This is a genomic window from Nostoc sp. (assembly GCF_036917435.1).
GTDB lineage: Bacteria > Cyanobacteriota > Cyanobacteriia > Cyanobacteriales > Nostocaceae > Nostoc.
On record NZ_JBALDM010000022.1, the window covers coordinates 62,122 to 85,770 of the forward strand.

The 23,649-nt window shown below is 41.3% G+C and carries 22 protein-coding genes; 13 read left to right on the forward strand and 9 right to left on the reverse strand.

The genetic code is table 11. The features are described from left to right. The first annotated feature begins 57 nt into the window (after positions 1-57). The 5 genes from V7K98_RS08835 (at position 58) to V7K98_RS08855 (ending at position 6,776) form a co-directional block, all read left to right on the forward strand. Complete coding sequence (locus tag V7K98_RS08835) at positions 58-1,149, forward strand: cytochrome c oxidase subunit II (protein WP_335020813.1); 1,092 nt, start codon at positions 58-60, stop codon at positions 1,147-1,149. A 36-nt stretch (positions 1,150-1,185) separates the two neighbouring features. Then, the gene (ctaD, locus tag V7K98_RS08840; RefSeq protein WP_335020815.1) at positions 1,186-2,922 is read left to right on the forward strand and encodes a cytochrome c oxidase subunit I; all 1,737 of its coding nucleotides are present in this window, start codon (positions 1,186-1,188) and stop codon (positions 2,920-2,922) included. A 100-nt stretch (positions 2,923-3,022) separates the two neighbouring features. Then, positions 3,023-3,649 (forward strand): cytochrome c oxidase subunit 3, encoded by a 627-nt coding sequence (locus tag V7K98_RS08845; protein ID WP_335021089.1) that lies wholly within the window; start codon positions 3,023-3,025, stop codon positions 3,647-3,649. A gap of 478 nt (positions 3,650-4,127) precedes the next feature. Beyond that, complete coding sequence (locus V7K98_RS08850; RefSeq protein ID WP_335020817.1) at positions 4,128-5,333, forward strand: serine/threonine-protein kinase; 1,206 nt, start codon at positions 4,128-4,130, stop codon at positions 5,331-5,333. 366 nt (positions 5,334-5,699) lie between these two features. Beyond that, entirely contained in the window at positions 5,700-6,776 is a 1,077-nt protein-coding gene (locus V7K98_RS08855) for a substrate-binding domain-containing protein (protein WP_335020819.1), read from the forward strand. Between the two features lie 253 nt (positions 6,777-7,029). Here V7K98_RS08855 and V7K98_RS08860 read toward each other — a convergent pair whose 3' ends face one another. From V7K98_RS08860 to V7K98_RS08875, 5 genes are read right to left on the reverse strand one after another with little or no spacing between them, the layout of a single operon-like run. Beyond that, positions 7,030-7,365 (reverse strand): XisI protein, encoded by a 336-nt coding sequence (locus V7K98_RS08860; protein ID WP_335020821.1) that lies wholly within the window; start codon positions 7,363-7,365, stop codon positions 7,030-7,032. Further along, a complete protein-coding gene (locus V7K98_RS08865; RefSeq protein ID WP_335021091.1) occupies positions 7,353-7,673 on the reverse strand; it encodes an element excision factor XisH family protein in 321 nt (106 codons plus the stop codon). Before V7K98_RS08865 ends, V7K98_RS08860 begins: the two co-directional genes overlap by 13 nt. Before the next feature lie 58 nt (positions 7,674-7,731). Continuing rightward, on the reverse strand, positions 7,732-7,869 hold the full coding sequence (locus tag V7K98_RS28895) for an element excision factor XisH family protein (RefSeq protein ID WP_442940406.1): 138 nt from the start codon (positions 7,867-7,869) through the stop codon (positions 7,732-7,734). 49 nt (positions 7,870-7,918) lie between these two features. Next, on the reverse strand, positions 7,919-9,727 hold the full coding sequence (locus V7K98_RS08870; protein ID WP_335020823.1) for a tetratricopeptide repeat protein: 1,809 nt from the start codon (positions 9,725-9,727) through the stop codon (positions 7,919-7,921). Beyond that, positions 9,717-11,009 (reverse strand): ATP-binding protein, encoded by a 1,293-nt coding sequence (locus V7K98_RS08875; protein ID WP_335020825.1) that lies wholly within the window; start codon positions 11,007-11,009, stop codon positions 9,717-9,719. Before V7K98_RS08875 ends, V7K98_RS08870 begins: the two co-directional genes overlap by 11 nt. Positions 11,010-12,271: 1,262 nt before the next feature. Here V7K98_RS08875 and V7K98_RS08880 point away from each other — a divergent pair. Next, a complete protein-coding gene (locus V7K98_RS08880) occupies positions 12,272-12,640 on the forward strand; it encodes a hypothetical protein (RefSeq protein ID WP_335020827.1) in 369 nt (122 codons plus the stop codon). A 293-nt stretch (positions 12,641-12,933) separates the two neighbouring features. Continuing rightward, the gene (locus V7K98_RS08885; protein ID WP_335020829.1) at positions 12,934-13,476 is read left to right on the forward strand and encodes an REP-associated tyrosine transposase; all 543 of its coding nucleotides are present in this window, start codon (positions 12,934-12,936) and stop codon (positions 13,474-13,476) included. Between the two features lie 180 nt (positions 13,477-13,656). Here the strand turns inward: V7K98_RS08885 and V7K98_RS08890 are convergent, their stop codons facing one another. The 3 genes from V7K98_RS08890 to V7K98_RS08900 all read right to left on the reverse strand — a co-directional run bounded on the left by V7K98_RS08890 (position 13,657) and on the right by V7K98_RS08900 (position 17,055). Next, complete coding sequence (locus V7K98_RS08890) at positions 13,657-15,537, reverse strand: SUMF1/EgtB/PvdO family nonheme iron enzyme (RefSeq protein ID WP_335020831.1); 1,881 nt, start codon at positions 15,535-15,537, stop codon at positions 13,657-13,659. 1 nt (position 15,538) lies between these two features. Beyond that, on the reverse strand, positions 15,539-15,934 hold the full coding sequence (locus V7K98_RS08895; protein ID WP_335020833.1) for a Pepco domain-containing protein: 396 nt from the start codon (positions 15,932-15,934) through the stop codon (positions 15,539-15,541). 293 nt (positions 15,935-16,227) lie between these two features. After that, complete coding sequence (locus tag V7K98_RS08900; protein WP_335020835.1) at positions 16,228-17,055, reverse strand: carbohydrate ABC transporter permease; 828 nt, start codon at positions 17,053-17,055, stop codon at positions 16,228-16,230. A 183-nt stretch (positions 17,056-17,238) separates the two neighbouring features. Between V7K98_RS08900 and V7K98_RS08905 the strand changes: the two genes are divergently transcribed. The 5 genes from V7K98_RS08905 (at position 17,239) to folE (ending at position 22,467) form a co-directional block, all read left to right on the forward strand. Then, on the forward strand, positions 17,239-17,937 hold the full coding sequence (locus V7K98_RS08905; protein ID WP_335020837.1) for an aldehyde oxygenase (deformylating): 699 nt from the start codon (positions 17,239-17,241) through the stop codon (positions 17,935-17,937). 191 nt (positions 17,938-18,128) lie between these two features. Beyond that, positions 18,129-19,148, forward strand: a complete 1,020-nt coding sequence (locus V7K98_RS08910; RefSeq protein WP_335020839.1) for a long-chain acyl-[acyl-carrier-protein] reductase — start codon at positions 18,129-18,131, stop codon at positions 19,146-19,148. Positions 19,149-19,262: 114 nt separating this feature from the next. Continuing rightward, a complete protein-coding gene (locus V7K98_RS08915) occupies positions 19,263-20,243 on the forward strand; it encodes an acetyl-CoA carboxylase carboxyltransferase subunit alpha (protein WP_185586002.1) in 981 nt (326 codons plus the stop codon). Between the two features lie 587 nt (positions 20,244-20,830). Further along, complete coding sequence (locus V7K98_RS08920; protein WP_335021093.1) at positions 20,831-21,556, forward strand: SDR family oxidoreductase; 726 nt, start codon at positions 20,831-20,833, stop codon at positions 21,554-21,556. A gap of 203 nt (positions 21,557-21,759) precedes the next feature. Next, on the forward strand, positions 21,760-22,467 hold the full coding sequence (gene folE, locus V7K98_RS08925) for a GTP cyclohydrolase I FolE (protein WP_335020841.1): 708 nt from the start codon (positions 21,760-21,762) through the stop codon (positions 22,465-22,467). Positions 22,468-22,596: 129 nt separating this feature from the next. On the opposite strand, the gene V7K98_RS08930 is transcribed toward folE, so the two are convergent. Beyond that, positions 22,597-23,229 carry a phosphoribosylanthranilate isomerase gene (locus tag V7K98_RS08930; RefSeq protein WP_335020843.1) on the reverse strand — a complete coding sequence of 211 codons (633 nt, stop codon included), beginning with the start codon at positions 23,227-23,229 and terminating at the stop codon, positions 22,597-22,599. Between the two features lie 113 nt (positions 23,230-23,342). Between V7K98_RS08930 and psaK the strand changes: the two genes are divergently transcribed. Continuing rightward, complete coding sequence (gene psaK / locus V7K98_RS08935; RefSeq protein WP_335020845.1) at positions 23,343-23,597, forward strand: photosystem I reaction center subunit PsaK; 255 nt, start codon at positions 23,343-23,345, stop codon at positions 23,595-23,597. Positions 23,598-23,649: the final 52 nt, after the last annotated feature.

Sequence of the window (23,649 nt, forward strand, 5' to 3'; positions counted from 1 at the left end):
ACTACCTTAGTAAGTAGGCAGCTTTGACATAACGTAGTAAATTCAATTAAGTAAGCCGTGAAGATTCCAAGTTCAATCTGGACATTACTCATTGGCATCGTGCTAACCCTAGCCAGCCTTTGGTACGGTCAAAATCACGGTCTGTTGCCAGCAGCAGCCACTGATGAAGCCGTCTTGGTCGATGGTCTATTCAACACGATGATGATCGTTTCTACAGGTATATTCCTGTTAGTCGAAGGTATTTTAATTTACTCTGCATTTAAATATCGGCGGCGTGCAGGCGACAATGAAGACGGCCCACCAGTTGAGGGCAATGTACCTCTAGAAATCCTCTGGACTGCGATCCCAGCAATTATCGTTCTCGGCATTTCTGTTTATAGCTTTGATGTTTACAACGAAATGGGTGGCTTTGATCCCCATTCAATCCATGCAGCAGCAGCGATGAATCAGGAGTCGATGGCAATGCCAGGGCATGGAAGTGCTATGGCTGCTACCTTAAGTGATGCTCCTCCCAACACTGAACCTAACCTCAATCAAGAAAAATCTGATGAGGCAATGCAAGATCCCGCTACGGCAGAAGTTCGTAATGCTGACCAAATTCCCCAACTGCGGAATGCCCCAGGTGTCGGTAGTGTTGCTCCGACAATAGGGGCAAGTCCTGATAAAGCAGGGAAACCAGCACAATTACAGGTCAACGTCACAGGTCTACAATATGCCTGGATTTTCACCTATCCTGAAACTGGTATAACTACAGGTGAAATGCACGTCCCCATCGGGCGGGAAGTGGAAATCAACATGACAGCCAACGATGTAATCCACGCTTTTTGGGTACCAGAGTTCCGCATGAAACAAGATGCGATCCCCGGTAGGCAAAGCGAGTTTCGCTTCACCCCCAAAATAGCAGGAGATTATGTCCTGATCTGTGCTGAACTTTGTGGCCCCTACCACGGTGCAATGAGAGCGCCGGTAGTTGTTGAGTCAGAAGAAGCCTTTGATAAATGGTTGCAAGAACAGTTAGTTGCCAGCAAAGAAACACTCAATCAAGCGATCGCTGTTAACCCTGCGGATTTATCCGCAAACGATTTTCTTGCTCCTTACACCAAGGACATGGGAATTAAACCAGAAATCCTCCATCAAGTTCACCATTAGTCACTCAGTACTCAGCATTTTGCACTCAGCACTCTTATGACACAAGCTCAGTTGCAAGAAACTGCCAATATCCCCGCCCTTCTTGAGGAACCAGGGGTTAGAAAATGGCAAGACTTCTTTGGCTTTCAAACCGACCATAAGGTGATTGGGATTCAATACCTCGTCACTTCCTTTATTTTCTACTGCATTGGCGGCGTAATGGCTGACTTGGTTCGCACAGAATTGCGAACCCCAGAGGTAGATTTTGTTACCCCGGAAGTCTACAACAGTCTGTTTACGCTGCACGCCACGATCATGATTTTCCTTTGGATCGTGCCAGCCGGAGCCGGATTTGCTAACTATCTAATTCCCCTGATGATTGGGGCAAAAGATATGGCATTTCCTCGGTTAAATGCTGTCGCCTTTTGGATGATTCCCCCTGCGGGTGTGTTGCTCATCGCCAGTTTAGTAGTAGGTGATGCACCAGATGCCGGTTGGACTTCCTACCCTCCCCTGAGTTTGGTAACAGGACAAGTGGGTGAAGGCATTTGGATTATGAGTGTCCTGCTGCTAGGTACGTCCTCAATTTTGGGGTCGATAAATTTCCTGGTGACATTGATCAAGATGCGTATCCCCAGCATGGACATCCACAAAATGCCCTTGTTCTGCTGGGCGATGTTTGCTACTTCATCACTGGTTTTGGTGTCAACCCCAGTTTTAGCAGCAGGTTTGATTCTGCTTGCCTTTGACTTAATTGCCGGGACAACATTTTTTAACCCAACTGGCGGTGGCGACCCTGTAGTATACCAGCACATGTTCTGGTTTTACTCCCACCCTGCGGTTTACATCATGATTTTGCCCTTCTTTGGAGCAATTTCAGAAATTATCCCCATCCATTCCCGCAAGCCGATTTTTGGCTATAAAGCGATCGCTTATTCATCTCTAGCAATCAGCTTTTTGGGGCTAATCGTTTGGGCACACCACATGTTTACCAGTGGTGTCCCCGGCTGGTTAAGGATGTTCTTTATGATCACCACCATGATCATTGCCGTACCCACAGGCATTAAAATATTTAGCTGGTTAGGAACAATGTGGGGTGGCAAAATCCAGCTTAACAGTGCGATGTTGTTCGCCATCGGCTTTGTCGGCACCTTTGTAATCGGTGGCATCAGTGGCGTAATGTTGGCAGCAGTGCCTTTTGATATTCACGTCCACGACACCTATTTTGTGGTAGCCCACTTGCACTATGTGCTATTTGGTGGTAGTGTCTTAGGGATTTTTGCAGCCATTTATCACTGGTTCCCAAAAATGACGGGACGAATGGTAAACGAATTTTGGGGTAAGGTTCATTTTTCCTTGACTATTATCGGTTTAAACATGACCTTCTTACCCATGCACAAGCTAGGTTTAATGGGCATGAATCGCCGGATCGCCCAATATGACCCCAAATTCACCACATTGAACGAAATCTGCACTTATGGTTCTTACATACTAGCAATTTCGACATTTCCCTTCATTATCAATGCCATTTGGAGTTGGTTGTACGGCGAGAAAGCTGGTAATAATCCCTGGAGAGCATTGACCCTAGAGTGGATGACAACCTCACCACCTGCGATCGAGAATTTTGATCAAACCCCAGTACTGGCTACAGGCCCTTACGACTACGGTTTGGAAAGGGCTAACGAAGATGTACCTTTATACGATCCCAATCCAATTTTATCTGGCGGGCCAAACTCAGTATTAAGAGCAGAACCCGACCCAGCCGTTGCTGCCAATCCCGAAGATCGCAAATAAACTGGGACTGGGGACTGGGGACTGGTTAATTAATTCTCTTCCCAATGCCCAATGCCCAATGCCCAATGCCCAATGCCCAATTCCCCACTTATCAAAATTCATGCAAAGTCAAACTATTGACCCAGCTATAACCGAACTCAATCATCACCACGCGGCGGAAGCATCTGTTAGTCATCACGAAGAACATCCAGACCATCGCCTGTTTGGTCTATATGTCTTCCTGATTGCTGAAGGGATGATTTTTATGGGACTGTTCGGAGCTTACTTAGCTTTCCGTGCTACCTTACCTGTGTGGCCGCCAGCAGGGACTCCAGAATTAGAGCTATTGTTACCTGGAGTCAATACCGTCAATCTAATTTCTAGCAGTTTTATCATGCACAATGCTGACACTGCGATCAAAAAGAACGATACGCGGGGTGCGCGAATCTGGTTAGCAATTACTGCTTTGATGGGCGCTACCTTCTTGGTGGGTCAAGTATATGAATATACCCATTTAGAATTTGGTTTAACTACCAATTTATTTGCCAGTGCATTTTACGTTTTGACTGGTTTCCACGGATTGCACGTTACCATCGGCGTTTTAGCAATTGTTGCCGTGTTGTGGCGATCGCGCCAACCGGGTCACTACAGTAACGAAAAGCACTTCGGTATTGAAGCAGCCGAAATCTACTGGCACTTCGTTGACGTAATTTGGATTATTTTGTTCGGATTACTGTATCTACTGTAAGTATTAATTATTAGTTGTTTATTCCACGCAAACAACTTAATCGGCCCCCAATAGGGGGCTTTTTTAATTAACAGTTTTATCTCTAAAGTAGAGTAGCAAAAACGTTAAGTATACGGTGATAGTATTTGTGCTTTTAAGTTCCACTCTTCAAGATTTTATCAGTAAGTAGGCTCAAAGTTAAAACAAATTTCTTAACTCCAGACTATTTACTTCTGTCTACAGTTCTAAATACTCTGAACTAGTGTTACATTTACTTAAGTGAGAAAATTACTTAACTATTCACAGAAATAAATTTTATATTAAGATACTAATATAAGGTTATTAAATTAACCAAAGCAAGGGGCTAGCTATAAAAATGCTCCAAAGCATAGGTTGACTGAGAAGCTGACTGCCTCAAATACCAACAATCTAGCGATAAGTATTTATAATCTCAGCCAAGCTCTGAATGGTCAGTAAATTAATAATTAGTATACGCCAAATGAGCCAGAACCCTCTAGTAAGAAAAACACTTCGCAGTCGCTTTGAGACTGTCAAACTGCTGGGAAGCAGAGGATCTAGTAATACTTACTTATTGGCAGGTGCTAGACGTAATAGACATGAAAAACCCCTTACCAGAAAGACACTTCGGAATCGCTTTGAGATTGTCAAACACTTAGGAAGTGGAGGCTCAGGTGATACTTACTTAGCCTTAGACCTAGATTTACCAGGACAACCCCATTGTGTTGTCAAACATTTCCATCCAAAAGATTCCAATCCTGCTATTCTACCTATTGCAAAGAAGCTATTTGACCGGGAAGCGGAAGTTTTATATCAATTAGGCAACGACCACGATCAAATTCCTAGACTGTTTGCTCATTTTGATGAAGATGGAGATTTCTATTTAGTTCAGGAGTTTATTGATGGTCATGCCTTAACTCAAGAAATTATACCAGGTCAGCGTCTTAGTGAGAATGCAGTTTTAAATTTATTAAAAGACATCCTGGAAGTGCTGGCATTTGTCCACCAAAATAACATTATTCACAGAGATATTAAGCCACAGAATTTAATGCGACGGCATTCAGATCAGAAAATTGTGCTAATTGACTTTGGAAGTATTAAGAAAATTGGTGCTTTGGGAGCAGGCTTAACAATTTCTGTTGGAACTCCTGGCTATATGCCAAGCGAACAAGCTAAAGGAAAGCCAAAACTTTGCAGCGATATCTATGCAGTAGGAATGATTGGTATTCAAGCGTTGACAGGTTTAATACCTGAGCAACTACAAGAAGATCCCAATACTGGAGGAGTTATTTGGCGCGATCTGGTAGAGGTAAGTGATGCTCTTGCAAATATTTTAGATACAATGGTCAGCGATCGCTACAACCAACGTTATCAGTCTGCCACAGAAGCTTTACAAGCACTTAATTCCGATCTGGGGTTATCAGAATCTTCAGAATCTACTGGCATCAAGTTAAACACTGATGATACTTATTTACTGAGTTATAAAAACTTTATTTTGCTTTTGGGAATAGGGCTTGGTGCTACCACTAGTTTGATAGTGATAGTGTTAATTTATATGTTTATTAATACAGGTAAATCGTCTCCAAACCAACCTACTCAATTAAATAATTTTATAGAAAGATTGGTTGAGCCACGCTTCACGAATGTCAATGTTAATAGCCTAATACCGAAATCACCAGAAAAATGAGGAACCTGTAAAAACAATTGCACTTATTTTGTAGATATAGCGGTTCCCATTCAGATGCGGTACAAAATTATATCGCCTGGTGTAGGGGCACGGCACTGCCGTGTCCTAACGGGTGTACATCAAGCTTGTCGAGAAACGCTATAGGCAATAGCCAATAAGAAAGAAGGCGATTTGGGTTGTACTAGTTTCTTTAAACAATCAAATATGAATCCTACATATCAAAAAAATAATAATATAACAGCAGTCAAAAAAACGCTTATTAACTAACTAATATAATTTACTTTATCCTAAATATTCTAAAATTTATTCTAGGATAAATAGTTATAAATTCCTGTAATATAAATATAATAAAGAACATTTAAAAATATGGACAATACAAATCAAAAGAAAGCTTTAATTAACAGCGAAATCGCCCTCTTTCTTAGAGGTTTGATTATTGGAAAAGTGCTGACACTTATGGTTATTGGCGGATTGCTTTGGTGGTTGCTGAAGCCGAATTTATTGGCCCGTAACAGCATTGACTCTTCTTCTAATCAAAATTTTAAGACCGTCTCTAATACTGCATCAAGTTTTCAGACAGTTGCAGATGTCCCCCCTGCCTCATTTAATTATGGAGGTAGTACAGCCTGGGCATCTATCCGGCAATTGGTAGATTCTCAGATCCAGAGCGATCGCCCGGAACTACAATTACGTTATGTAGACCCTACTAATGCTAGCCCTGGTTCTAGCTCAGGCATTCGCATGTTGCTTGATGGGAAAATAGACTTTGCTCAGTCTTCTCGTCCCCTTACAGATGAAGAACAAGCTATAGCAAAAGAGCGAGGCTTCACCCTTGAGCAACGTCAGGTAGGTATGGATGCGATCGCAGTGGTAGTCAACCCATCGCTGAATGTGTCAGGTTTAACTGTTGAGCAATTGCAGCAGATTTATTCGGGGCGAATTACTAACTGGAATCAAGTAGGTGGGCCAAACCTACCCATCTCACCTTTGTCTCAACGACCAGAGGACGCAGATACAGTAATATTATCTAGTAACAACGACTTAAAAGGACAAGCACTTAGCTCTAGTGTGAAATATGTCTACTCTACGACAGAAGCAGTGCGCCAACTCAGTAAAATACCTGGTGCTGTATATTATGCGTCTGCTCGTTCAGTAGTACCTCAATGTAGTGTGAAGGCTTTGCCATTGCGTGGAACTTATGGTCAGCTAATTCCCCCCTACCGTGAACCGATGGTATCGCCTGAGCAATGTCCACGTCAGCGCAACCAGCTAAATACTCAAGCCATCAAAAATGGTAGATATCCCATTATCGCTAACTTATTTGTGATTATTAAGCAGAATAAAGGTCGGGAACAGCAGATTGGAGATGCATACACCCAACTTTTATTAACTGATCAGGGACAAAGGGCAATTGAGCAAGCTGGTTTTGTCAGCGTTCGCTAGTAGATTTGGATAACAATTAAGCCCCCTTCCCATAGATAGCTCCCCCAGGGTGGTTTCATACAACCAGAGAAAAACTGAAACTGGTTTTTAAAGCCTCTCCCCCCGTGGGGGAGAGGTTGGGAGAGGGGTCAAAATCTATGGTTCTACATGAGAAATCAAGACTTATGTATTTTTCTTTTTTCGTATGAAACCACCCTGCTTCCCATAGATAGCTCCCCGACTTCTTCAAAAAGTCGGGGAGCTAATCGCACCATCACTCGACAGCATAAGAAGTAAATTGCCGTTTAAAAGGAGAATGAAACCCAATCACAATATCAGAAGGTGGTACACCTAACTCAACCAATCGTTCAGCAACAGACTCTTCTGTACCGTTATACTGAATCCATATTTTCCCATTTTGAATATCAAAATGCATGACTGGGCCAAACACCCGCTTATCTCCTTGCCAGCCAACATAAGCCAGTTGATAATGGTCATTTTCGTTGTCTAAAATTAATTGTGAATTGACTGTATCGGTGTTAGGTGCTATTTGTTGATGTTCGCTTAATACTTGTTTGATAAGTTGTCCATAGCGTTCTATTTTATCCATAGTCGAATTTCCTCACATTTTGGATCGTAAATTATCAACTTAATTTGGTAACGGTGAAGAGCGCGTTGGACAAAAGAAAGTTGAAAAAAGTCTTGATATGTTTCAATAGGAACCGCTAGGTAAAGCGCTCTGTCTGCTTCTTGTTCTTCAATAGCTTGGCAGTAATTTAGATATTTTCCTAGTACAGTATGAAATTCACTAATATCTGAATCTGCAATAAAACTCTTAATCTCAACAGCTATTTTCTCTATATTACGTTGTGCGGCAATTGTATTTTCAGCCGCTAAGTCTATTTGTAAGCTGAAAATACTTTAATTTGCATCCTCAAAAAAATAAATCTCTTGTGGGGTGGGCATCTTGCCCGCCCTAGCTGTGCAAATTAAATGCACGACAGCTTAGTTTAATTGCTTCACTAATACGAATTGTAAAAGGATCGTGAGTAATTATCCACCCATCTTTAATTAATGCTTTTTTTACCTGTTGATGGAAAACATCTTTAGCCATGTTGCTATCTTTAGATTAGGCCAGATTAACCTGAAATGATATTGTTGATTTATATAATGCGTTCCCCGAAGGGGTTGTCGGAGACATCGCACTCTCCATTATTCTCCATTGCTGCGGCAAGTTTTTCGAGATTTTGACGAATAGTGACGCTGCGAATATGATTTACACCCCAGACTCCCTCACAAATATCTAAAGCTTGCAAATATAGAGGTTCCGCCTCAGCATAACGTCCAGTTTCACGATAGATTTCTGCCAAATTATTGAGACTTTCGGCAACATTAGGATGATTTTCTCCCAATAGGTGCTTATCAAGTTCTAAGGCTTTTATACATAAGGTTTCCGCCTCATTGTAACGTCCTTGCTCCCTGTACATATAACCAAGAGCATAGATAGTATCCGCTAAAAGTGGATGCGCCTTTTGCAATAGACGCTGCTTGAGTTCCAATGATTCTAAAAATAAAGATTCTGCTTGCTCGTAACGTCCTTGAGCGCGGTATATCAATCCCAAATTGTGCAAATCTGTTGCAACATCAGGATTCTCTTCTCCCAAAAATCGCTTATCTAATTCTATTGCTTGTAGCGACAAAGGTTCAGCTTCACTGTAACGTCCTTGATGATAATAAAGTAGCGCTAAATTATTCAGTATCAGAGCGAAAGAAAGATGATTTTCGCCAACTAAACGTTTTTCGAGTTCTAATGATTGCAGATACAGAGGTTCTGCTTCCTCATAACGTCCTTGTTCATCATATAGTAATGCCAAATTGTTCAGACTAACAGCGACATCTGCATGGTTTTCTCCCCACAGGCGTTTCCTCAATTCTAAAGCTTCTTGATATAAAAGTTCGGCTTTACTATATTGTCCAGTAGATTTGTAGAGTCCCGCCAAGTTATTCAGGCTAGTAGCAAAAGAGGGATGGTTGTCTCCCAAAATGCGTTTTCTCAATTCTAAAGCTTGTTTATATAATGGTTTGGCTTCGCTATAATTTCCTATTGCTCGATATATTCCGGCTAAATTGTTGAGGCTATTAGCTAAGTCTATCTGTAAACCTGATTCATTTTGCAATTCAATCGCCTTCCGCCAATATTTTATTGCTAATTCCTGTTCTTCTTGATAATTTTGAGATTCACCCCGATCTAACCGGCTGCGGTAAATATCACCTAATCTTGAGTATAAAGTAGCCAAAGTGGGGTCTTTAGTTCCTCGTTCTTGTTCTATTTTCTCAATCAGCTTTTGTAAATCTTGAATTGGCAAGAAAAAGGGGTTATTTTCATTAGTATCTGTGCTAGCTAATTCTGTATCTCGAAAAACAAAGCGTATCGGTTGTAATTCTTTACCAGGAATAGCATTTGTCTTTTTAGATTCAAATCGAAATACACCATTACGCCAACTCCAAAAATCAGGAGCTTTTTTAATTAAGTTGACTAAAATTTGGTTAGTTACCCAAAGCACAATTGCAAAGGGAAACTCGCGCAATCCTTCTCTTGTCCACTGTAAGTAACCAAAAAATTTCTCCTGTTCTGATTGCTCTTTTCCCAATCTGAGAAAATAAAGTTGTTCAGCACCCGTGACAGTAATCACCGCAGGCTTTTGCTGACGGAGATATTCTTCTTGTTGTACCAATTGGTTAAGAGCAGCTTTCAGGCTCGGTTCCTGACGTGCTAAAGTCGCTCGATATGGATGGAAAGCTGATTGTAGTTCAGCTTCATATTGGGCAATAATCTCATCACGAAAGCTAGCATCATCACAAACTGCAATCAGTAGATTTAATCCCCGTTTTTGAGCTTCAATAGAAACAATTAAATCGTCATACGCATCTTGATTTTCTTCCTCATTATCTAATGATTCTTCATTGAACATTAATAGCTCCCTGTCTTCTCAAGCTTTCGATAATAATTGGATGAACATCATACCAAGTTTCATCAGTACGATATTCTAGAACGTATAGCCCGTGTAGCAAATCTAAAAATTCTGCTTGTTTGGGGTCATTGGGCATATATTGTTCATAAACACTCTGCAAAATATCTATATCAATTTTTCCTAAACGGATGGAAAAATCATTGCGAATTTTATTGATTGCTTGCAGGAGAATTTTATCGTCGATGATAACTTCGGCTGAGGAATTTCGCCGAATCATTCGCAGACAAATGCGGCAACATTCTTTAGAGATCCGAATTAACTCTCGTAATACGCCACCACTGTAAATTACAATTTTTTCAGCAGTTTCGGCTGCAATTAATTCACTAGGAATCCGCTTTTGTAAAACTTCACCAAGAATATTTGTTGCTTCGGGGCGAGGTTGACCATTAGGAAAGCGATTTTTGCCTTTATCAAATATTTTTAATACAGGCATTGCCACAACCTGATCGTTAGTTTCTGTGGTGATTATTGTACTAATAAATGTTTCTCGTAGTACAGCGATAGGGATAGTGTAAATAATTTGAAAGTTAGGTTGACAAAGAGCTTTAATATTATCTCGATAAATTTCGTTAACTCTTCCTAAATCAAGTTTATCTAAGTCATCAATAATTACTAAAACGTTTTGTTTAGTTGCAGCTTGAATTAAAGCAGCAATTTCGTTAATTCTGGCGACTAAATCTGATAATTTGCGTTCAAATTCTTGTTTAATTTCATCCCGAACGCTAGCATCTGCTTTTAATTTAGAGCTAATCAATTTTAAGAGGTCAAAACCTATACTAGCTTCTGCTTGTAAATTTGATTCTTCAGTGCGGGTGCGGGTAGCGAACCACTTATAAAGAGCTTCTTTCGTAGAGTGTGGAATATCAACTTTACGGGCTTCTGCCTCTGTCATTAAATTAACTGCGATCGCAAACAATATATTAATATGATTAACAGCCGACATTTCAATTTTGTCAGCAATAGAAAAGAGAACTACAAAATATTTATCTTGGATTTGTCTGCTAAATTCAGCCAATAAAGTAGACTTACCACATCCCCGATGTCCTGTAAAGACAATTTTGCCATCTCTATTAGGACTATCTTCTACTAATTGGTTTAGGTCTGCAATTAAATCATCACCATATTCGACTCTAAATCTTTCCATTTCGTTCCGTTCCATCAACGGAAACAGTTCGAGATTGCTATATGCTTCTTGAAAGGAGTTTAATAAGTCTTGAGACATGGATAGTGCCGTAAACGTGCTAACTATTCATATAATGGCTCATGATTTATGTAGCAAAAGTTCAAACAATGTCTAGGATAGACTATGCCGACATAACTTCTAAAATTACGTTAATAAATAACTACTAGGTGAGTAGTATGTTATGTCTTAAAAAGAGATGCCCTAATATCAGAAATTCAACCTATTAATAAGTAATAGAGGTCAATAATGAATCAGACTGAATGATAGATTATACATTCGATAATTTAAACTGAATGATAGATTATACAGGTAAAATGCTGAAAGCTACTTAACACATAAATAAAATAAAATTTTCAGTTATAAAAATAAATTTTTGGTGTGCTTCGTCTCATCCTCTTTTAGAGGTTGTTTGAAAAGTCATGATTGATGTATCAAATATTTTTTACCCCACCCTAACCCTCCCCTTATAAAGGGGAGGGAACCGGATTTTTATTGTTTCCCCCCTTTACAAGGGGGGATTAAGGGGGGTAATTCGATTTGTACCCCAAAAACGGAGGGAGGCTTTAATTTTTCCTCTCCTTCCCTGCAAGTGAAGGGGCTGGGGGTTAAGTTTGAAAGAAAGAAAGAAAGTTACACACAGCCCTAAAAGGGAGGGAACCGGATTTTTATTGTTTCCCCCCTTTACAAGGGGGGATTAAGGGGGGTAATTCGATTTGTACCCCAAAAACGGAGAGAGGCTTTGATTCTTGCTCCCTTTCCCTGCAAGTGAAGGGGCTGGGGGTTAAGTTTGAAACAAAGAAAGTTACGCACGGCGCTAAAAAGCATTATTTTAATTTTGAATTCCGCCTTGCGGTAATAGTCGCAACCCCACGGATAAATCTCTGGGGTTGTTCTGTTGAACTAATTAAGCGTTATGGAATTATTTGAACAATTTTCACCAAACCAGCTTTTGCGACTTGAAAACCAGCTTTTGCGACTTAAAAACTAGCTTTTGCGACTTGAAAACCAGCTTTTGCGACTTGAAAACTAGCTTTTGCGACTTGAAAACCAGCTTTTGCAACTTGAAAACTAGCATTTGCAACTTGAAAACTAGCTTTTGCGACTTGAAAACCAGCTTTTCTCAACAAATTTCAGCAAATATACCCGTATTTATCTATTTGGCTAATGCCATCCAATACTTTTATTTTTCTGTAACTTTACTGTGGCTGGTGCATCTGCCTATTGCGTATTCTGATGATATATAAGTAACTCAGTGTTGAGGATCAGGGTTATTTATAAATTAATCCAAAAAGGAAAACTATATGACGCAACGGAAACGAAACTCCATGTCACTCACCAAAGCTGAACGACGGATTGAAGGAATGGAGACAATTAACCCTAAGTTAGACTTTAGTAATGGGTTTTCAATTGCTACTTACAACACTAAAGTAATTGAGTTACGAGAAAAACTAGCCGCTTATAATCAAGCACAAACAATAGTAGATAAGACACACAATGCATTAATAGAATCCGAACGTGAGTTGAATACTTATTCTGAGCAAATGCTGTTAAATGTTGCATCTCGCTATGGCAAAAATAGTGATGAATATGAAATGGCTGGTGGAACGCGCAGGTCAGACCGTAAAAAAGCACGTTCAGTAGTAAACCAAACAGTGACATCTGTGAAGTGATTGTTTGGACTCGCTGCTTTTTTACATAATGGTGCGTTGTCAGAAAACTCAACGCACCATTAACGATAAAGATGCTGAGTGCGATCGCAAATGGGCTAAAGGTATTGTCAAACTCAAAATTAGACTTAATTGTAGGTTGGGTTGAGGAACGAAACCCAACATCTACTTTAGTTTATTAGATTGCTCCTCACTCATTTCTTAACTCACATCTCAAAAACAATAAGTTGACGGTATTTTTTATAACCAATACTTTGGTATAAAGCCAAAAATATAACCATTATCAAATTAACATAATGCAATATCGGCGAGCTACAATCGAAGGTGGCACTTACTTTTTTACACTCGTAACATATAAAAGACAAAGATTATTATGCTTACCTACTAACGTATCTTTATTAAGAAATATTTTTCGGTATGTAATGCATCAACACCCATTTATAATTAATGCCTTTGTTTTATTACCTGATCATCTGCACTGTATTTGGACATTACCACAGGGCGATCGCAATTTTTCTACTCGTTGGCGTTTGATCAAAAGCTATTTTAGTCGCCAGTGCATTACTTTATCACAGCAAAACCTATCTACCTCTAGGCAAAATAAAAAAGAGCGAGGTATTTGGCAGCGTCGTTTTTGGGAACACATGATTAGAGACGAGGTAGATTTTAAAAATCACCTCGAATATATTCACTACAATCCTGTCAAACATGGTTTAGTGAAAGTTCCAAAAGATTGGGAATATTCCAGCTTTCATCGTTCTGTTCGTCAGGGTATGTATGATATTACGTGGGGTGCTGGGCAGAAAATTGTTTTTGACTCTGATATTGCTAAAGAGTAGATATTATCTAAATCGTAGGTTGGGTTAAACGAAGTGAAACCCAACATCAGCATTAAGTATTGTGATGCGTAATGTTGGGTTTCGTTCCTCAACCCAACCTACGAATTACTGGTTCAGGTCTGGACTCCCTGGTGTACGCTCGATAAATTCCCACTTACCGACTCTGACTTTGGGGAGTACTCACGCCACAGCAACCGCCACCACGCGAAAACCAACAGCCTTGTGACAAAATGCGCGCACGTAAAAGCGACGAATAGCAGAACGGCAATACTTAGCGCTGTCAATCCAACCACCCCCACGTAGGAGCTTTATGTTATTATCTTTACCAATTAACCACGCAGTACCATCTTTTGGCGCACCCTGGTAGTTGTCATTATATACATCTTGACACCAATCCAATACATTACCATGCATATCGTATAAACCGAAAGAGTTTGGTGAAAATTTTCCTACATTTGTTGTTTGTTTACGATCTTCGCCCTTTGGTGCAGAGCCGTAAGGATACTTACCGTGGTAGTTAACTAAATCTGTGGTAATCGTTTTACCAAAATAAAATGGTGTAGTTGTCCCCGCACGACAAGCATATTCCCATTCGGCTTCGCTAGGTAATCTATATTTACATCTTGTCTTCTGGTTTAGTTTTTTACAAAACTCTACCGCCTCATCCCAACTTACTCGTTCTACAGGTCGCTTATCACCTTTAAAATTGGAAGGATTAATGTTACTACTCATAATTGCTTGATACTGCTCCTGGGTAACTGCATATTTCCCCATGAAGAACCCAGGAACTGTTACTTGATGCTGTGGGCTTTCACTATCGTATCGTTCCACTTCCCCTTCTGGTGAACCCATCGTAAAGGTTCCCCCTGGTATCTGCACCATTTCGAGGGTGACACCATTTCCTAAATCTTCTTCAAAATATTTCGCTTTCTCATTACGGCGGTTGGTGATATTGCCTTGTGCATTTACCGTAACTACTTCAAATTGAAAGGTTTTTAAAGGATTTATTTCAACGCGGCGCAACTCACGGTTAAAATTATCTAGAAATTCTTTAAGTTGAAAGGTTTTTAAAGGATTTATTTCAACTGTAGATTCTCCCTTGGCAGAATTTGCAGCAGTATTTCTAGGTAGTGGCGCAGGTGCTTGTTTACGTTCCCAGCGCAGCCTGTCAATTCTTTTAATTGCCTCAATTGCATCCATATCCTGTCCTGAAGCCGCAGCTAACACCCGAATCCATAATTGCTCTGCCAAATCCAAATTCCCTTCATCTTTTGCGCGATAAGCATCATTTTTCAAAGTAGCAATATCCGCTAGGGTTGCATATCGCGGTACAAGAATCAGGTGAGATTTATTTACAGGTTCAGCAATAATATAAGGTGTTTGTCTCCCATTATTATGCTGACGAACAATTTCCGGCACACGAAAATTAAGATACTGATTCAACCTCTCAACAGTGGCACATTTACCTCGAATACCTAACCCTTCTAGTAATGCAGTAGTAAAAGCACCTTGTTGTAATGCTTCAATTTCATAAGAATATTCCTGTGGACTACAGGAAAAAATACTAATAACTCCTTGTTGACTAGCTTCCTCAGCCGTTTGTCTGCCAATACCTTCACCTGCACGAGTTCCCAAACTGCGACAAGCATCTAAAATCAAGACAACATTATCAGCACCACAGCGACGCAAACGTTCAGTCACAAAGTTAATAGGAATCGCTGTTTCTGTAATATCTCTTGGATTGCCATCACTAGGCATGAGATAATCACGTTCAGCATGGCGTATTCCATGACCACTGAAGAAAAACCAAAAATTATCACCTGCACCCATGAAGGGTTTGTTAAATAACTCCAGCAACACTTGCCGTAAGTTAGCACGGTTGGGACGAGTCGATTTACCGCCAATATCAGGGGAGTCATCAGAGAAGAAGTATATCTTCTCAAACCCAGCCTCACTTTGGAGAAACTGCTGTATTAACTGTGCATCCCGCTTGGCATAGTTTAGCGGTTGCAGATAATCATACTGGTTAATTCCGATCGCGATCGCCCAATTTTTTGCCATCTCACTGTGATTCTTGGCGCTTAAACTTCAGCTTAATCGCTCCTTTACTCCCAGCTTTGAGACCACTGCCAATTAATTTAACTTCCCCATCTGCACTAATTTCTATCGATAGCTCAATTTCATCTAGCTGCATCTTGGAGTTGACTTTTGCTTGCTGTTCAGCTTGATTAAACAAACTTCCCACAACTTTGAGAAAGTGAGTCATATTTTGCTCTAATGTTTGAGCGCTAACCTTAACGGCATCTCCTACGCCTTTGCTACTAATACTTTCCCTACTAGTTTCGTCTCCCCAACTGAGTGTATTAGTACTCCCGCCTTTAGAACCGTCAGGAATCGATATTTTAGGAGTTTCATCCGTTACAATCCAAATGCCTTCGTCTTGGGGTGTTTCTGACATATTACTTTAAATATTTAGATTAAATCTTCCCATAAATTATAGATACAACGCTAGAGATAGCGATTCCAATTGGGGACTTCCAACAAATAAATTATCCAATCTTGTGGGGTGGGCATCTTGCCCGCCCCACAGGAAGTAGTTGAGTATTTTTTTATTTGGAAGTCCCTTACTAGGAAATCTCATTAAGCATTTTGGATATTGCAGCAAGTCCAATAGAGGTAATTTTAGATTATTGGTAAGAATTATTACTCTGTTGCTGTTGAATTCTCTTACCTCGCGCTCTGCTTCTTTTGCTAATTCTTAATCCCTGTAGTAGCAATACCCTGAATAAATTGACGCTGACCAATCAAAAATAATACCATCACTGGAACTGTTGCTATTGTCACCGCCGCCATCATCAAAGGCCAATTATTCGTAAACTGTTCTTGAAACTCAGCCAAAGCCAGTTGCACCGTCCTTAATTCGGGACGGGTTGTGAACACCAAAGGCTTAAACAAATCATTCCATTCGCCGATGAAGGTGAATAAAAACAGCGTTACCAAGGCTGGACGGGCTAAAGGTAATATTACCCACCATAAAATTTGCAGTCTGTTCGCCCCATCGATGGCTGCGGCTTCCTCTAACTCCACGGGAATTGTCTGGAAATATTGACGTAGTAAGAAAATTCCAAACCCGTTGACAGCAGTGGGTAAAATGAGCGCCCAGTATGTATTTATCATGTGTCCCCACTTCAAAACCAAAAAGATGGGAATCACCAATAGCTGAAAGGGAATCACCAAGGTTGCTAAAACTATCAATAGCAGGGCTTGGCGGCCCCGAAACTTCAATCGCGCTAAGGCGTAACCAGCCAAAGCAGAAGTCACAATCTGAAACGCCGTCACAGCGATCGCTACCAAGGTAGAATTAGCAAACGCCAGTAAAAATTTTCCTTGTTGCCACGCAACGCGGTAATTAGCTAAAGACCAGTTATTTTTGGAAACATTTTCCGGGGTTGCTCCCGTCGGTGTAAAGGAGGTGATAAAAACAATAAACAGAGGTAGTAAAACAATAAATGCCCCTACCAGTAAGATTACTAGGCTCAAAAAATCGCCAAATCTCAGATTCCATTTGGGTTCGGACATAAATTTATTATCTATAAAGCATTTATTTTGCTAGTACTAGAGCATCCCGCCCAGCAAAAGTTAATCTATAAACATAGTTACTTGTTAAGTTAAATTAAACCACAGAGATTAGTTACCCTCAGTTCATAGGGTAAATTCAATCTTGGTGTCAAATAATTCTTTTTTTACAGGAGTAAAAATACCATGCAGCAGCTTACAGACCAATCTAAAGAATTAGATTTCAAGAGCGAAACATACAAAGATGCTTATAGCCGGATTAATGCGATCGTGATTGAAGGGGAACAAGAAGCCCATGAAAATTACATCACCCTAGCCGGACTGCTACCAGAATCTCATGATGAATTGATTCGCCTATCCAAGATGGAAAGTCGTCATAAGAAAGGATTCGAGGCTTGTGGGCGCAATTTGCAAGTAACCCCAGATTTGCAATTTGCTAAGGAGTTTTTCTCCGGGCTACACCAAAATTTCCAAACAGCCGCAGCAGAAGGAAATGTGGTTACATGTCTGTTGATTCAGTCTTTAATTATTGAATGTTTTGCGATCGCAGCATACAACATTTACATCCCCGTCGCCGACGATTTCGCCCGTAAAATCACTGAAGGAGTAGTCAAAGAAGAATATAGTCACCTCAACTTTGGAGAAGTTTGGTTGAAAGAACACTTTACAGAATCCAAAGCTGAACTTGAACTTGCAAATCGCCAGAACCTACCCATCGTCTGGAGAATGCTCAACAAAGTAGAAGGTGATGCCCACACAATGGCAATGGAAAAAGATGCTTTAATAGAAGACTTTATGATTCAGTATGGTGAAGCACTGAGTAATATTGGTTTTACCACACGTGATATTATGCGCCTGTCAGCCTACGGACTCATAGGTGCTTAAAACAGTGCTGAGTGCTGAGTTATTAGTCCTGAGTGAAGAGTCAAGAGTGAAGAAATTATCTAAACTTATTCCTTCTTTTTTACTTAATACTGCCTCAGCACTCAGCAACTCAGCACTCAGCAACTCAGCACTCAGTTCAGCACTCACTTAATTCCCCGCCCTCAAGACAGCATAAGCCTAATAATCACTACATGTTTGGTCTAATTGGACATCTGACTAGTTTAGAACACGCTCAAGCGGTAGCCCAAGAATTGGGATACCCAGAATATGCCGATCAAGGGCTAGACTTTTGGTGCAGCGCCCCGCCGCAAATTGTCGATAGCATTATTGTCACCAGTGTAACTGGGCAACAAATTGAAGGACGGTATGTAGAATCTTGCTTTTTGCCGGAAATGTTAGCTAGTCGCCGCATCAAAGCCGCAACGCGAAAAATCCTCAACGCTATGGCTCATGCACAGAAGCACGGCATTAACATCACAGCTTTAGGCGGATTTTCTTCGATTATTTTTGAAAACTTTAAGTTAGAGCAGTTTAGCCAAGTCCGCAATATCAAACTAGAGTTTGAACGCTTCACTACAGGAAACACTCATACTGCCTACATTATTTCTAAGCAGGTGGAAGAAGCCTCGAAACAACTGGGAATTAATCTATCAAACGCAACTGTTGCTATCTGTGGAGCAACTGGAGATATTGGTAGTGCAGTTACACGCTGGCTAGATGCGAGAACAGATGTCAAAGAACTTCTGTTAATCGCCCGCGATCAAGAACGTCTCAAAGAGTTGCAAGGCGAACTAGGGCGGGGGAAAATTATGGGTTTGACAGAAGCACTGCCATTAGCTGATGTTGTAGTTTGGGTTGCTAGTATGCCCAGAGGCGTGGAAATTGACCCCACCACTTTGAAACAACCCTGTTTGTTGATTGATGGTGGCTATCCTAAAAACTTAGCGACAAAAATTCAATATCCTGGCGTACACGTGTTAAATGGTGGGATTGTAGAGCATTCCCTAGATATTGACTGGAAAATTATGAAAATAGTCAATATGGACGTGCCAGCCCGCCAATTGTTTGCTTGTTTTGCAGAATCAATGCTGCTGGAATTTGAGAAGTTATACACGAACTTTTCGTGGGGACGGAATCAGATTACCGTAGATAAAATGGAGCAGATTGGCCGGGTATCAGTAAAACATGGATTTAGACCACTGCTGGTTTAGTCATTGGTCATTAGTCATTAGTCATTGGTCATTCGTTATTTGCAAATGATAAAGGACAAAGGACAAAAGACTAATGACAAAAAAATAGATAACTCGTAACTTATAAACCCTACGATGGCAACTACTGAGCGTAAACCGCTACTGTTAGATTTTGAAAAGCCTTTAGCAGAACTTGCAACTCGAATCGATCAAATTCGACAACTTGCAGAAGAAAATGGCGTTGATGTTTCTGGACAAATTCGGCAACTAGAAGCACGCGCCATGCAACTGCGTGAGGAAATTTTCACGAGTCTATCCCCGTCCCAGCGATTGCAAGTCGCCCGTCATCCGCGTCGCCCCAGTACTCTGGATTACATTCAGGCTATTAGTGATGAATGGATGGAATTACATGGCGATCGCTGTGGTGGTGACGATCCGGCTTTAGTTGGTGGTGTTGGTCGTCTGAGTGGGCAACCTGTGGTGATGTTAGGTCATCAAAAAGGTCGTGATACCAAAGACAATATTGCCCGTAACTTTGGAATGCCTTACCCTGGCGGCTACCGCAAAGCGATGCGGTTGATGGAACACGCCAACAAGTTTAGTATGCCCATACTAACTTTTATCGACACACCAGGGGCTTGGTCTGGGGTAGAAGCAGAACACCAAGGTCAAGGAGAAGCGATCGCTTACAACTTGCGAGAAATGTTTTGTCTTGATGTGCCAATTATCTGCACAGTTATCGGTGAAGGTGGCTCTGGTGGCGCACTCGGTATTGGAGTAGGCGATCGCCTACTCATGTTTGAACACTCCGTTTACACCGTCGCCACTCCCGAGGCCTGCGCCGCCATTCTCTGGAAAGATGCTGGTAAGGCTCCCCAAGCCGCCGTTGCTCTGAAAATTATTTCCCACGACCTGAAAAAGTTGGGAATTATTGACCAAATACTCCCTGAACCAACTGGTGGCGCTCATTCCGACCCTTTAAAAGCCGCTACCACTCTCAAACAAGTGCTGTTAGAAAATTTAGACGAACTCAATCGTTTAACCGCTCCAGAACGCCGCCAACTGCGTTATGAAAAATTCCGCAAAATTGGTGTTTTTACAGAAGTTGCCCACTAAAACCATTGCACAATGATGGATTAGTCAAGGAGCAATGCTATAATTGCCTATGTGCTTAAAGATTTTTAACAATCTAGCCATAGGCATTTGCATGTTTGGTAAATCTACTCAACTCGATTGAGTGGGTTTTGTGTTTTTCATGGCAGGCTACTGCCCTAAACTAAACACCAAACTGTATTTGTAAGATTAAAAATTAAACTGCCTATTATCGCTGAGTAAAACCATAATCGGGTTTAGTCCCGAACAACCTTGTGGTGTATAACTGACGTGGCATTAGCGGTTGAAATGGGAAACTCTAAAGACGAATAAAACCGTCCCTGAGTTAAATGATGTCGGAAGCTCCAAGGTCAACCAAGCAGGTTGGAGTACTTCACGTAATTTAATTTGAGTGAGCGGCGTGGTTTTCCAGGCGAAGATTTGTTGTCTTCACTGGTAAAATTCACAATATGCCACCATTGCATGGAAATATAACATTTACCTAATGGAAATCATCAGATTTTTAGATTCCTTTAATATATCCAAACCAAAAAGTGTAAATAATTGGATGGAAATAGATTTTGGGAACTGCCAAAAAATTGGGAGACACCATGAGTGTTGAGCAAAAACGACGCGCCCTAATTACTGGGGCAAGTAGTGGAATTGGGAAAGCAACAGCTTTAGCCTTTGCGAAAGCCGGAATAGATGTCGCCTTAGTCAGCCGTTCTTTGAATAAGTTGGAAGCTGTGGCAGAAGCTGTACACCATACTGGGGTGCAAGCGAAAGCTTATGCTGTAGATTTAGCGCGGATCTCTGAAGTAAAAGAAAAGATTCAAGCGATCGCCCTTGACTTTGGTGATATAGATATTTTGGTAAACAGTGCGGGTCTTGCCTACACAGCCACTTTGAGCGAAACTCCCTTAGAGGGCTGGCAGCAGGTAATTGACTTGAATCTTACCAGCGTATTTCAGTGCATTGTGGGGATTTTACCTTCAATGCGCGATCGCGGCACAGGGACAATTATCAATGTTGCCTCAATAGCCGCCAAGCAACCCTTTCCCGGTTGGGGAGCATACAGCGTCAGCAAAGCTGGTTTGATAGCCCTCTCCCAAACCCTGGCACAAGAAGAACGCACCCACGGCATTCGTGTCACAGCTATTTGTCCTGGTGCCGTCAATACCGAACTTTGGGACACAGAGACAGTCCATGTCAACTTAGACCGTTCCAAAATGTTAACCCCGGAAATTGTTGCTCAGTCAATTCTCTACACAGTTCTGTTACCACAACAGGCAGTTATTGACGAATTGACCCTTATGCCCAGCGCCGGCGCACTCTAAATTAGGGACTTCCAAATAAAAAAATATCCCAAATTTTCTTGTGGGATGGGCATCTTGCCCGTCCTAATATTGGGGACCGGCAAGATGCACATCCCAAAAATGGATAATTTATTTCTTGGAAAGCCCTTAGTCCTTAGCCCTTTGTCTTTTGCAAATGACTAATGACTAATGACTAATCACAAAACCATAACCACGACTGAATCATGACTATTGCTAGTTCCAACGGTTCCAATTCCTCTCAATCGCCTCTGATTCCCGATTTGGCAGAAGCCATAAGTCCCAGACCCGATCGCAATACTCATAATGGGCGACCAGCAGATGTGTTCCCGCCAAAAGAGGAACAGATGGAGGAAATGAAGGACGCTGTGCGGGCAATAATATTGGGCGTTGGCGAAGATCCCGAACGCGAAGGACTCCTCAAAACACCTAAACGAGTGGCCGAGGCAATGCGGTTTCTTACCAGTGGCTATAACCAATCCCTTGAAGACCTCGTTAACGATGCCATCTTTGATGAAGGACATAGCGAGATGGTACTAGTTAGAGATATTAATTTCTTTAGTCTGTGCGAACACCACATGCTGCCATTTATGGGTAGAGCGCACGTTGCTTACATCCCCAACCAAAAAGTTGTCGGACTGAGTAAACTAGCCCGCATTGTTGAGATGTATTCTCGTCGCTTGCAAGTGCAGGAAAGGTTAACCCGCCAAATTGCTGAAGCAATTCAGACCATTCTGCAACCTCAAGGCGTAGCCGTTGTAATGGAAGCTAGCCACATGTGTATGGTAATGCGGGGTGTGCAGAAACCTGGTTCTTGGACTGTTACTAGTGCAATGGTTGGTGTATTTCAAGAGGATCACAAAACCCGCGAAGAATTTTTTAACTTGATTCGCCACCAACCAGCGTTATTTTAAAAAGTTGGGAATTGGGCATTGGGAATTGGGAATTGGGAATTGGGAATTGGGCATTGGGCATTGGGCATTGGGCATTGGGCATTGATTATTTCCCCCCTGCTACCTTGATTCTTACTTATTCCCTATTCCCTATTCCCTAATCCCTAATTTCTGAAACAACTTGGTTACTTTATCTAAATCCTTATCTCCAGGTGCGTGTTCCACACCACTAGATAAATCAACGCCACTAGGATTAACCTGACTTAAAGCTTCAACGATATTATCTGCTGTTAATCCCCCAGCTAAAAACCAAGGGCAATCGGGGTTAAATTGCTCTAGCATTTTCCAATCTAAGGTTTTGCCTGTACCACCAAGTTGTTCGGGATGGTAGGCATCAAGTAGTAAAGTATCTACGTAGCTTGTGTAATTGGCTGTCGCGTCCAGATGCTCAAGACTACGAATTCTAAGCGCTTTGATAATTTCGACATTGGGTAACTCTTGACGCAATTGGTAGCAAAAATCTGGCGATTCATCTCCGTGTAACTGGACACCAGTTAACCCAGAATCAACAACTATCTGACTGATTTCAGAAATACTAGCGTTGGCAAAAACACCAATTGTATCAATATTTGCCGCCAGTTCTGCCACGGCTGCCCGAATTTGAGATGTAGTCACGTAACGAGGTGAGTTTGACACACAAATAAATCCTAGTGCCGTTGCGCCCAAGGAGGCGATCGCTATAGACTGCTGTGGTTGAGTGATGCCGCAAATTTTAACGCGCATAAAAAAATTAATAAATCTGATAATAATTATCGAAAAAGTCTAGATTATCCGAAAAACTTTTGTGCCTTGGTAATTTTATAATTTTGTAGGTCTAGATTTTAGGAGACAAAAGCTTGATTTCATCTATTTTACTAGCAGCAGCTGCAAATGTTCCCCCAACACCTGCGTGGAATCCTACAGTAGGCATCATCATCAGCATCAGTAGCTTAGTAATGGTTTTACTAAGTACTAGGATCGAAAAACCCCTAGTTGGCCCCAAGTTCCCCATCCTGCCGATTAGTATTCCAACATTCGTTGGAGCTATGGCTTTTGGTCATATTATCGGCATTGGCATCGTTTTAGGACTGACTAACATCGGTCGTCTATAACTTTGCATTTATCGCGGCGTTACAGGTAACGCCGCGATAAATACAAATTTAG